Annotated in this window: 10 protein-coding genes; 7 read left to right on the forward strand and 3 right to left on the reverse strand. The window is 64.3% G+C overall.

All coding sequences use genetic code 11. From position 1 onward, the window contains the following. Nucleotides 1-24: 24 nt before the first annotated feature. The 5 genes from ACZ5PO_RS22510 to ACZ5PO_RS22530 all read left to right on the forward strand — a co-directional run bounded on the left by ACZ5PO_RS22510 (nucleotide 25) and on the right by ACZ5PO_RS22530 (nucleotide 4,188). Nucleotides 25-1,230: an ABC transporter substrate-binding protein gene (locus ACZ5PO_RS22510; RefSeq protein ID WP_464184034.1), complete on the forward strand. Its 1,206-nt coding sequence runs from the start codon at nucleotides 25-27 to the stop codon at nucleotides 1,228-1,230. Nucleotides 1,231-1,587: 357 nt separating this feature from the next. Continuing rightward, complete coding sequence (locus ACZ5PO_RS22515) at nucleotides 1,588-2,247, forward strand: hypothetical protein (RefSeq protein ID WP_464184035.1); 660 nt, start codon at nucleotides 1,588-1,590, stop codon at nucleotides 2,245-2,247. A 140-nt stretch (nucleotides 2,248-2,387) separates the two neighbouring features. Beyond that, nucleotides 2,388-2,885, forward strand: coding sequence for a hypothetical protein (locus tag ACZ5PO_RS22520; RefSeq protein WP_464184036.1), 498 nt, complete (start codon nucleotides 2,388-2,390; stop codon nucleotides 2,883-2,885). A gap of 56 nt (nucleotides 2,886-2,941) precedes the next feature. Beyond that, nucleotides 2,942-3,418, forward strand: a complete 477-nt coding sequence (locus tag ACZ5PO_RS22525; RefSeq protein WP_464184038.1) for a hypothetical protein — start codon at nucleotides 2,942-2,944, stop codon at nucleotides 3,416-3,418. A gap of 95 nt (nucleotides 3,419-3,513) precedes the next feature. After that, a complete protein-coding gene (locus tag ACZ5PO_RS22530) occupies nucleotides 3,514-4,188 on the forward strand; it encodes a hypothetical protein (protein WP_464184040.1) in 675 nt (224 codons plus the stop codon). Nucleotides 4,189-4,512: 324 nt separating this feature from the next. Here the strand turns inward: ACZ5PO_RS22530 and ACZ5PO_RS22535 are convergent, their stop codons facing one another. Genes ACZ5PO_RS22535 through ACZ5PO_RS22545 form a run of 3 tightly spaced genes read right to left on the reverse strand, consistent with a single transcriptional unit; the run spans nucleotide 4,513 to nucleotide 8,312 of the window. Next, on the reverse strand, nucleotides 4,513-5,727 hold the full coding sequence (locus ACZ5PO_RS22535; protein ID WP_464184042.1) for an ABC transporter substrate-binding protein: 1,215 nt from the start codon (nucleotides 5,725-5,727) through the stop codon (nucleotides 4,513-4,515). 18 nt (nucleotides 5,728-5,745) lie between these two features. After that, nucleotides 5,746-7,647 carry a PAS domain-containing hybrid sensor histidine kinase/response regulator gene (locus ACZ5PO_RS22540; protein WP_464184044.1) on the reverse strand — a complete coding sequence of 634 codons (1,902 nt, stop codon included), beginning with the start codon at nucleotides 7,645-7,647 and terminating at the stop codon, nucleotides 5,746-5,748. Continuing rightward, entirely contained in the window at nucleotides 7,644-8,312 is a 669-nt protein-coding gene (locus tag ACZ5PO_RS22545; protein WP_464196992.1) for a response regulator, read from the reverse strand. The genes ACZ5PO_RS22540 and ACZ5PO_RS22545 overlap by 4 nt, the downstream gene beginning before the upstream one ends. 692 nt (nucleotides 8,313-9,004) lie before the next feature. Between ACZ5PO_RS22545 and ACZ5PO_RS22550 the strand changes: the two genes are divergently transcribed. Together ACZ5PO_RS22550 and ACZ5PO_RS22555 are read left to right on the forward strand one after the other, a co-directional pair. Continuing rightward, nucleotides 9,005-10,675 (forward strand): ABC transporter substrate-binding protein, encoded by a 1,671-nt coding sequence (locus ACZ5PO_RS22550; RefSeq protein WP_464184045.1) that lies wholly within the window; start codon nucleotides 9,005-9,007, stop codon nucleotides 10,673-10,675. Between the two features lie 39 nt (nucleotides 10,676-10,714). Continuing rightward, entirely contained in the window at nucleotides 10,715-11,752 is a 1,038-nt protein-coding gene (locus tag ACZ5PO_RS22555; RefSeq protein ID WP_464184046.1) for an ABC transporter permease, read from the forward strand. Nucleotides 11,753-11,760: the final 8 nt, after the last annotated feature.

Consider the following 11,760-nt stretch of genomic DNA (forward strand, 5'->3'; position numbering starts at 1 on the left):
CTGCGACATGGAGCGGATGACCTCATGCGACGACTTCTCATCCTCACCGCCTCCCTCTCCATCGCGATCGGCACCGCCATCGCGCCGGCGGCCGCCAAGATCGAGAAGACCGCGATCCGCATCGGCATCCTGAACGACATGAACGGGCCTTACGCCGACCTCGGCGGCCCGGGCTCCGTGGTCGCCGCCCGCCTGGCGGTGGAGGACATGGGCGGCACCGTGAACGGCGTCCCCGTCGAGGTGCTCTCAGCCGACCACCAGAACAAGCCCGACATCGGCTCGGCCATCGCGCGGCGCTGGTTCGAGCAGGACAACGTCGACGTCATCGCCGACGTGCCCGTCTCGTCCGTGGCCCTCGCGGTGCAGGAGATCGGCCGCCAGGCCAAGCGCATCACGCTGATGCAGGGCAGCACCTCCGACCTCAGCGGCAAGGCCTGCTCGCCCTACAGCACGGCCTGGCAGGACGACACCTACGCCTACTCCCGCGCCACCTCCCAGAGCGTCGTCGCCGGCGGCGGCAAGAGCTGGTTCTTCATCGCGGCCGACTATGCCTTCGGCCAGGCGCTGGAGCGGGATGCCTCCGCCTTCATCCGGCAGGCGGGCGGCTCGGTCGTCGGCACCGTCCGCCACCCGATCAATGCGGGCGACATGAGCTCCTACCTCTTGCAGGCGCAGAATTCCAAGGCCGAGGTGGTCGGCTTCCTCAATGGGGGCGCGGACCTGATCAACTCGATCAAGCAGGCCAACGAGTTCGGCATCGTCGCCGGTGGGCAGAAGCTCGTCGCCTTCCTGCTTTATCTCACGGACGTGCACAGCCTCGGCCTGCCGGTGACCAAGGGGCTGCTGCTGTCGGAAGGCTTCTACTGGGACCAGAACGAGCCGGCGCGCGCCTGGTCCAAGCGCTACTTCGACAAGACGCAGCGCATGCCGACCAAGGAACAGGCCTCCGTCTACGCCTCGGTGATCCACTACCTGAAGGCGGTGAAGGCGGCGGATACGCTGGAGGCCGACCGCGTGGCCGCCGAGATGCGGGCGCTGCCCGTCGACTACTTCGGCCATCCGGGTTCGATCCGCATCGACGGCCGCGTGCTCTACCCGATGACGCTCTACCAGGTGAAGAGCCCGGAGGAGAGCAAGGCGCCCTGGGACTACTACAAGGCGGTCCGCGAGATTGCGCCCGACCAGGCGTTCCGGCCACTGGCGGAGGGCGGCTGCAGCCTGGTGAAGTAGGGTCGCATGAGGGCGCCCGCTTCAGCTCATTTGCAATGAATGTGCCCGATGGCGGCGGCGTGAGTTTTCAAGTCGATGGATGGTCGGGTCAAGCCCGACCATGACCCGTTGGGACGGAAAAGTATTTATTATCAACGTCTTGGTCGGACTTGGCCAGGCTATTCATCCGCTCAAAGACTCAAGACCTCAGTGCAGAGCTCCTAGCAAATGAGCCGCAGCAAGCGACTGGGGCTATCCATCGGAGCGCCACAAACCGATGGCTGAGCCCGGCGTTCGTTCTCTTTTCGTTCTTGCCTATCCGGGCTGTCGACCCTATTGATGGCTACGGGTTGCCGGCAGGCGAAAAGAGGGCGACGCATGGGGGCGACGTGTTCGTGGGCGGCGGTGCACGGGATCGCCAAGGGCGACCTGCTGGCGGCCCTCGATGTCGTCGAGACCGACGAGGTCGGCCGCCCCTGGAATGCGGCGGAGCCGATGTCCGTGGCCGTCAGGCCGGACGGCTGGATCATCCTCTACAGCAAGGACATCGCCTGGTCCAACCGTGAGCGGGTGCGCGCCCTGTCGCGGTTCGGCTTCGCTGTGGGCGGGCAGCGGGACGACGGGAGGCGCGGCGAGACGACGCTCTTTGCGGCGGGAGCCGGCGGCGATCTCTGGCAGGTTCGTGCTGCCCTCCTCCGCTCCGAGAGAAGCTTGCTCGAAGTGGGGGGCGATCCGCCGGCCGGCCTGGCCGCCGGCTTCCGGCAAGCGGACCAGCGGCTCGGCGGCGAAGGTGAGCCCTGGCACGGCGCCATCTGCGAGCTCCCGGACGTGCTGGCCCAGTCGGTGTGCGGCTTTCGTCCCGACGACGCGCGGCAGCGCTTCACCGGGCTGCGGCCGGCGGGCGACGTGCCCCACGCGCTCACGGGCGCGAGCTTCGCGTGGCGCGAGAGCCTGTTGGGGTCCTTGTTCGCTCCTCTCCTTATCGTTCTGATGATGTTGGCCTTTCTCGCCACGGCGCTCATGCGCGTGCTGCGCTAGCTCCGATCTGAAAGCCTCGCACTGTGGCGTGAGAACGGGCTGCGCGACCGCCGCGCCGCCGCCAACAGGCTCGTTCGATATTTGTTCTTGCTCGCCCAGGTTGTTGGCGGTATGAAACAGCTAGGGCTTGGGGGCGGGCGATGACAGCGAGCTATTCGTGGATCGCGGTGCGGGGGGCAGCCAAGGGCGCGATTCTGAAATCGCTTGGGTTGGCCGAGACGGGTGCGATCGTGAAGCCGGGAAGCGGGGCGGCGCGGATCTCCTGCGCGGAGCGGCCCGGCGGCTGGACGATCGTGTTCAGCGAGGATTTCGCCTGGGCCGATGGGAAGCGGGTGCGGCAGCTGTCCCGCTTCGGCTTCGCGCTCGGCTGCCAGTTCCGCGATCAGGCCGACGCCACCGCCGTCGCCTGCGCTGCCACGATGCGGCGGGAGCTGTGGCGCGTGTCCGTCGAGGGCCGGGAGCCGCGGCGGCTCCGGATCAGCGGCGAGCCGCCGGCCACTCCGGCGGTCGCCTGCGCCGGGCTGCTTGAACGGAGCGGCGATCGACCCTGGTCCGCCACCATGCTCCAGATTCCCGTCGAGCTCGCGATGTTCGTTTGCGGCTACCGCGCTGATAGCGGCGCGGCGCCACAGGCGTGAGGTCCATCGGAGGCTGGCACAGCACTTCCGCGGTGTCGTGGATTGGGGGGCGTGGCATGAGACTGAGGCTGTTGGCGACCATCGCGGCGCTCGGGCTGGCGGGCGACCTGGCGGCGAAGGAGTTGACCGCAGGGCGGGCTGTCGACGAGGCGCTGGCAGCACAGATGTGTGCGACGTTCGCGCGCTGGTCGGCACCGAACGTCGACCTGATCAGGAGACGAGCGGCGGGGCTCGGCGCCTTCGCCAGCGGCAGGTTGAGCCGACTAAGGCAGGGCGGGTTGGACGCAAGTGGCCTCCAACCAGGCTCCATCGCCCACGGGCTGCTGTCTGCTCCGACGGATGGCGCCGCGCAGGACCTGCTGTTGGAACAAGCCTTTGGTCTGGCGTGGGCTACGGTCGAGCGCTCGGGAGTGGATCCGAGCGCTGACAGCGCGACGCTGCGCTCGGCCGCGGGCCGCCTCTACACCATTCAATGCGCTGAACTGCAGGCCGCGCTGGACAGCGCGTCGCGTGACACGAAGTCGGACCGGTGAATTGGATCTCGCTGCCCATTAGAGGGTGTGGCCTGCGGGGGGGCCGCTGGCGCCGCTCGACGCACCACCCCCCCTCCGCTCGGAGCCACTGGACCATGGGCGTGACATGTTCGTGGATCGCCGTCAAAGGAGTCGCCGCAGGAGAGCTGCTCGCGGCCCTCGAGGTCGTCGAGACCGGTGAGACGGACCACCCGTGGGGCCTTGCGGCGCCCATGTCGTACGGTGTGCGGCCCGACGGCTGGGTGATCATCTACAGCGAAGACTACTTCTGGAGTGATCGCGAGCGGGTGCGGGAGCTGTCGCGTTTCGGCGCGGCCGTCGGCAGCCAGTACGACGACAAGTCCGGCTGTGGCGTCGTCTCCTCCTGCGCAGCCGAGGCGGGCCGCGACCTCTGGCAGGTCCGCCATGCGCGGGACGATCGAACCGACGGCACCAGCCTGATCGAGGTGAGCGGCGAGCCGCCGATCGGCTGGGCCGCCGCATGCGCGATGGCCGAGGCTGAGCCCGGCGATGACGAGGAGGCGAACTGGTGCGGAGTGCTCGAGCGGATCCCGGCCATTCTCGCGCGCCCGGTCTGCGACTACCGCCTCGACCAGGACGAACTGCCCTTTCGGGGCCTGAAGCCTGTGGGCGAGACGCCGGGCCGGCTCGTCGGCGACAGCTTCGTTCCGCCGGCGCGTCCACCCAACCTCATCCTGATGTACCTCATATACGGCTTGATCGTAGCCTTAGGCTTCGGCCTTGTGGCGCGCCTTCTGAAGGGGGGCTGAGCGAGGCGTTGCACGCCGATGCGGCCATGCCGACTGCGTGCCTATGGCCCCACCAGCCGCGCCACGTCGGCCCGCAGCACCGGCCGCAGCTCCGTCTCGAACCAAGGATTGCGCTGAACTCCAAGGCGGACTCTTACGGCGCTCCCCCGATCGAGTTGATTGGACCCTCCGGAAAGCGAAGGGCATCGCATCGGGGACCGGATCGGATTTATCGTTAAGCCAGGGTCGATCGACGTCTTCGCCGAGGCGAGTGTGCAGTGTGTCGCGCCGTGGCGGATCGTCGATCCAGACGACTGTGTGCAGGCCGAAAGAGGCCCCGATATCTCATCTGTACCAGGGCGGTATCTGAAATTTTCCCGTGTTGTACGGCTCTGGTGCAATCACAATGAGCTCATCTGGACTGTTCTGGACCTGGTAAAACAGATGCGGCATCCCCCGCGACGGATCATTTGTCGCGTCGGGGTAGGGCACGGCCGCCTGCCATTCCGGATGGTAGTGGATCGTGCCGAGCAGGCTGCGATAGGTGAGATTCTTAAGCCGTTGCGCCACCTTTCGGTTCTGTTCGAATTCGAACGGTGCGCCCGTTCCCCCGGCAAGCAACGCCGCCAGCGCATAGTGCTGCATCGAGCTGTAGGACAGCGCGCCCACTTCCGGGGTCGAACCGGAGCCGAACCGGGCCAGATAGCGCTTTCGGTAGCGCTCGCCCTCGGCATCCTTGATCAACCCGACAACCGTGCCGACGATGATGCCTTCCGCGTCGGCGCCGGCCGTGTCGAGGAATGTGCGGTGCATCGCTCCCCATTGCAGATAGATCAGGCAGTTCATCGGCCTCCTGCGAAACTGCTTCTGGAAGTGAGCGATGTCGACGGCGTAGAAATGGGTGTTGGCGATGATCGCCGGCCGTGTCTCGATCGCCCGATCGATGACGAGTTGCCAGTCAGTGGTCGGCGTTTTCACGATTTCCGGCCCGAAGCAGACGTTCCAGCCAAAGTCGACGGCGGTGGCGCGCATCGCATTGGCGGTGACGATACTGTAGGGGCGAGAGCCCGAGATGATGGCGAGGCGGTTGGAATCGGGCCGCCACGATCCGCTGTCGCGCAGCCATGAGATGAACTTGATGAAGCCCTGGCCATACCAGTAATCGGCCGGATCGCTCATGAAGCAGCCGAAATATCGATTCGGATCGCCTGCGACAGTGTCGTGATGCTGGATGAGCGTGTTGTGGTGGATGTAGACGATGCCGGCGTCGGCGATCGGCTCATATTCTGCGTTCTGAGCCCCGATATTGTAGCCGTTGACGATGGCATGGACGCCATGCGCGTAGATCAGCTCGCGAGCTGCCGCGACGACCTCCTCTGCGCTTTGGTCGTGCGAGTCGACGAAGATCGGCTCGAGCGGACGGCCGTGGATACCGCCAAGCGCGTTGATCTCCTCGATCGCCAGCGTCAGCCCATTGCGGAACTCGCGGCCATCGGCCGCGGAGGCACCGGAGAGCGGTACCATGCTCCCGATCGGGATCATGCGACTGTCGGCGATCATGCGTCGGGGCCTCGCGGTTCATTCGTGCTCGAAGAGAAGGTGATGCATGGCCGACCTGAGGCGCGCGGGGTTGAGCGGCTTGATCAAGATCGGCAGCCCCTCGGCTCTTATCTGCGCGATCAGTACCGGGTCGTTGTCGGCGGTCGTCACGATGCCGGGGATCTCGCGGCCCGACCTCGCCCGGATGTCCTTGAGGATGTCGGTCCCGGCGCGGCCATTCGGCAGCCGGTAGTCCACCAGGGCCAGGTCAAAATCGCAATCACGCTTGTCGACGAGCTTGAGCGCCCCGTCACCATCGCCGGCCTCGGTCACCTGCACCCCCCAGCGATCGAGCATCTCGCAAACCGTGCGCCGCAAAAGTTCGTTGTCCTCGACGACGAGCACCTTGATGCCCAGAAATTCGCCACCGATCCGCTCCGAGATCTCCGGCTCGTCGAGGGTGCTCTGCCAGACGTCCCCCAGCGGGACGAGAACGGAGAAGACCGATCCCTTGCCCGGGACCGAGCGGACGCTGATCTCATGGCCGAGAAGCACCGCCAAGCGCTGGGCGATATTGAGCCCGAGCCCGAGCCCCCGCTGGCGATCGCGCCACTGGTCGGTGACCTGGTGAAACTCCTCGAAGATCAGGTCGAGCTGGCTTTCGTCGATACCACAGCCGGTGTCCCAGACCTCGATCGCAAGCATCGGGCCACGTTTGCGCACACCGATGACGATGGAGCCGGTTTCCGTGAAGCGAATGGCGTTGGCGATGAAATTGCTGAGGATGCGACCGAGCAGCGCGCGATCCGACCGAATCGTCTCACGGCTCGACACGACGCGAAGACGCAGCCCCTTCGCTTCCGCCTGCGGGCTAAACTCGATTGCGAGCGGTTCCAAAACCTGCCGCACCTGAAAGTGGGTGACCCGGGCGGCAATACGGCCAGCGTCAAGCTGACCGATCTGCAATAGAGATCCGAGGATCTCGTCCATGATGCCGACGGTCACATCCATCGAATGCAGGAGGTCGTGCCGCCTGTCCTCGTCGCTCACGCCGAAGCTGCTGTAGATCAGGATCTTGAGTGTCGCGAGGGGCTGGCGAAGGTCGTGGTTCGCTGCGCGGAGAAAGCGGCTCTTCTTCAGGTTCGCGGTCTCGGCCGCCTGCTTGGCGCGCCGAAGCGACAGTTCGCTGCCCTTGAGCGTTGTGATGTCGCGGACCCTCAGGATCATTCCTTCCTGTATTCGCAGCGTCGTCAGTTCGAGCCAGCGACCATCGACGAGCAGATGCTCATCGGGGTTGCCGCTGGCGAGATCGCGAAGGACCTTCGCAACCCAATCGCGCCGTCGGCCGGCGATCACCACCTGACGCGACCGGGCGATGCTGATCACCATGTCCCGCAGGCCGACCCCAGGGCGGGCGACATGGCCGATCAGGCGATGCAACTGGCGGAACTGGCGATTGGCAAGCACGAGCCGGCCACCCGCATCCCAGCAGGCCAGCCCGACATCGATCTGGTCGAAGACATGCACCTTCCAGATCGCGTCGGTCTCACGCTGGCGCTCCCACGCCGCCTCTCCGACATGGCGCACCGCGCCGACGATACGGACGACACGTCCACGCCGGTCAAACGCCGGCTGCGCGACATCGCGCAGGATGTGCTGCGCGAAACCACTGCGCCACTTCACTTCGACCTCGGACCGATTGCCGCTCAGCAGGGCCGAGAGATGCGCCCGCAACTCGTGGGGATGCGTGTCCCCGGGGGCTTCGATCAGGCTGCGCAGCGGCACGGGCCGGTCCCCATGGATCGATCCGGTCGCCCATTCGAGCAGGGGCGGCCCCTTGTCCGGCACGTTGATCGCATAGGCCACACAATCCAGCGCCTCGCTGAGAAGCGCGGCATCGGAACCGTGGGGAGAATCAGACGGAAGGGAGATCGCGCTCACCCGATGGTTTGCTTCGACGACCGTCGACGGGCGGCGAGGAACGATCGTAGCTCGTCCCGGGTCTTGATATTGAGCTTCAGATTCATGTTGCGCAGATGCACACGAACGGTGTTGGGGCTCAATCCAAGCTCCTGCGCGACGGCACTGGTGGACCAGCCGTCGCCGAGCAGCCGGAAGATCTGTTCCTCGCGCGAGGTGAGCGCGACGCTGGGCTCCGCGGCCTCGCTCGAGGCTGGTTTGGAATCCGGCAACTGGGATCGGAAGCTGTTGCCGTGCAGAATATCTCTTGGGAAGTAGACGCCACCGTTTAGAATGAGACTAAGCGCACGCAGCAGCTCCGCCCCTTCGGCGCTCTTCGGGATATAGCCGATGACACCTTCGGAGATCGCACGTAGAACATGATCCCGGTCTTCGTGGACCGAAATGACTGCCACCGGGATATCAGGATGACTCGCCCTCAGGCGTCGTAACCCATCCAGATCCGAAAATCCTGGCATGACCAAATCAATCAGCATCAAGTCAATGTCGTGATGTTCTGCGAGCATTCGTGTGGCTTCGTCGAAGGTGGATGCGTCTACGATTTGTAGTGTATTGTCGATGCTCGATATGGCTTGCTTTAGGGAGGTGCGGATCATCCAATGATCGTCGGCTATTAGCACTTTCATCAGGACAACCAAGTCTTGGCAATTCGTTGCATTTCACGGAGCGGCCCCAGCGCGCAGGGCAGGAGGCCGTTGCACCTTGAGGTCGCGCCACTCGTACGACAGTCGCACAGCCATCTAAACGCTGCTTTGGCATAGGTACACGCAAATTGCGGCATAGCCAACAGGATTGTCAGGGCAAGCTGAGGTTGAACCGCCGTCACTTTCTGACGCTCGCGGGCTTCTCGTAGTGGTCCCTGGCGAAGAGCGGTTCGCTTCCACGTCAAGGCAGTTGCTGAAAGTGCCTGCGAACCGGGCAGGGCTGATCGCTGGTCACCGCGCGGAAGTCTTCGTGCCTACACATCGTGCAACGGTCGTGCAGGCATAGATCGATGCTCCCAGCAATATGCGGCCTAAGCCCTGTTTATGTCGTCCACGCTGGGGCCTGGGGGGCCTACGGGTCGGGCGCAAAAGAAAGAAATGGCGCAAATTACGGGCGCTCACGATTTGCCCGTTGCTTGCTCAACTTTTGTTCTTGCACTAAACGACGTTTAGTCAATACGGTTAGTCAGCCTCGAACTGGAAGAGTTCGATCTAAACGGTCGATTACGTCGGGCCGTTCGCGACGTGCGGGACTTCAAATGTGCTGGGCGGGGGGAGCCCGGATCGCAACGATCCGGGCCGCAGCCGAAGCACGCAACCGGATGGAGTGGTAGGTGGCCGAGAATCCAACGAAGCGTGGCGGGGATGGGATCGATCGCCGGCATTTTCTGAAGACGACCGGGGCGGCTGCGCTCGCGGGTGTCGGCGGCCTTCCGGCGCTGGCGCCGCAGGAGGCCGAGGCGCAGACGACGAGCCGGACGCTGACCATCGCCTCTCCTCAGACGCCCCAGAGCCTCGACAGCGAGTTCGACATCAGCCTCGGCAGCATCGACGCCAACGGCGTACTGCAGGAAAACCTCATCGAATACGCCAAGATCCCTGACAAGAAGGTCGAGGGTGTCATGCGCGAAGACACCGCCTTCTATGGCGAAAAGCCGGGCGGTGTGAACGCGGTCGGCAAGCTTGCGGAAAAGTGGGAGATGGACCCCGGCGCGCGCTGGGCCACATTCAAGCTTCGCGAAGGCGTCTTGAGCAATTGGGGCAACGAGCTGACCGCCGAGGACGTGGTGTGGAGCTGGCGCCGCAAGTTCGAGATGGGTGGCGTCGGCGGGTTCTACAACTCCACGCTGAGCCTGACCCGGCCAGATATGATCCAGGCCGTCGACAAGTACACCGTCAAGTTCGCCATCGACAATCCCAACCCGATCCTGGTCCGGATCATGCCCAATCTGTTCTGCCATGTGTTCGACTCCAAGAAGCTGAAGGAAGTCGGCGGCGAGAACGATCCCTGGGCCAAGGAGTTCATGCGCAGCAATACGGCGGGTTTCGGGCCTTATGTGATCGAGCGACTGGAGCGCGGCCAGCAGGCGGTCTTCAAGGCCCGCAAGGACTACTACCGCGGCAAGCCATTCTTCGACACGGTGATCTACAAGGAGGTTCCGACCTCGGCCGCCCGCGTCTCGCTGCTCCGCGGCGGCGCCGTTGATGTCGCTCAGTTCCTGCAACCTCTCGAAGTCAAGCAGTTGAAGGGGGTGCCGAACGTTTCGATCGACACGATCGATGCCACGTCGATGCTTTGGATCGGGCTCAACGCCAAGGTCGAGCCCTTCGACAAAATCGCAGTTCGTCGGGCGATGAACTTCGCCTTCCCGCAGAAGCAGGTGATCGAGTCGGTATTCCAGAACCTCGGTGCGCCGCTGATCGGCGCGATGCCATGGTTCTATCCGACCTTCACCGACAAGTTCTGGCAATATTCGTACGATGTGGAGCAGGCGAAGGCCCTGTTGAAGGAAGCCGGCCTTCCGAACGGCTTCAAGACGAGTCTCGCCTACAATGCCGGCGATCCCGTCCACGAGCCGATCGCGATCCTCTACCAAAGCGCACTGCGGCAGATCGGCATCGAGCTCCAGCTGAAGAAGATCCCAGCCGGCACTTTCTACAATGCGGTGTCGGAACGCAAGGAGCCGATGATCTTCTATCAGGATAATCCATGGACGCCCGATCCCGGGTACGCGATGATCCTGTACTTCCTGTCGAAATCCTTTGTCGATTACAGCAATTACAAGAACGGCGAGGTCGATAAGCTGCTCGAGGGCATTGCCCGTAGTGCAGACGAGCCTGCGCGCGCCGAGATGTCCAGGAAGGCGCAGGAGATTGTCATGCGCGAAGCGCCATGGGTGTTCATTGCCTATCCGAACTACCACTGGGCGCGAAAGAGCAGCGTCAAGGGCTTCACCTACTACACCTCGAACAATATCCGCTTTCAGGACCTATCCCGCGGTTGATGTCCTCGCTCCAGGAACGGTGAAGCCATGAGACCGGCCATGTCAGCCGCCGCTACCGGTGATCACGGGGCAGCATTGCAGGCAACGTCGACGCCTGAGCTTGTCGTGCGTCAGGCGGAGCGTGGGCCGGATGCTGCCGAGGAGTGGATGGGGGACGGCGCCGGGAGTAGCGGCGCGGTCTCGCCCAACAAGAATGCCGGGTCGATCCGGTTTTTCCTCGCAATTCTGAAGAACAGGCCGTCCTTCGCGCTCGGTTACGGCATCGTCTGCGTCGTGGTGGTCGTGGCGGCCCTGGCGCCGGTGCTCACCCCCTACGATCCAGTTCTCGCCAACCCGGTCGACTACCTGCTGCCGCCGAGCTTTGCCCATCCCATGGGCACGGATGCGACCGGCATGGATATCTTCAGTCGCGTCATCCATGCCCCGCGCATCGATCTGACCATCGCCGTTCTAGGCACGCTGATCTCGGCCGCTGTCGGCTCGCTCGTCGGGGCCATCACCGGCTACTACGAAAGCGGGCGGGCCTGGAGGAAAATGCTCAGCGCCTTCGTCATGCGCTCGGCGGATGTGCTGCAGGCCTTTCCGGTCTTCGTCTTCGCCATCGCCCTTGTCGCTGTCTTCGGCCAAGGCGTCTCGAGCGTGGTCGTCGCCATCGCCTTCGTCAACATACCGATCTACCTGCGCCTCATGCGCAGCCAAGTCTTGTCCGTGCGACGCATGCGCTATGTCGAGGCGGCCTACGTCGCCGGCGCGCCCGATCTGTCGATTATCGTACGCCATGTGATGCCTAACGCGATGCCACCGGTGCTGGCCCAACTTTCCATCAATATCGGATGGTCTGTCCTGCTCACGGCCGGGCTCAGCTTCATCGGCGCCGGTGTCGTCGCCCCGACGCCCGAGTGGGGAAGCATGATCGCCATGGGCTACCAAAACATCGTCACAGGACAGTGGTGGCCGTCGATCTTCCCCGGTCTCGCGCTCGGCTTCACCGTGTTCGGCTTCTCCTTGGTGGGCGCGAGCATCGAAGTGCTAGCCGATCCAGCACGGCGACGGATCCTCGCCGGAACCATCAAGTAGGAGGCGGC

Source organism: Chelatococcus sp. KU-N122 (genome assembly GCF_055391085.1).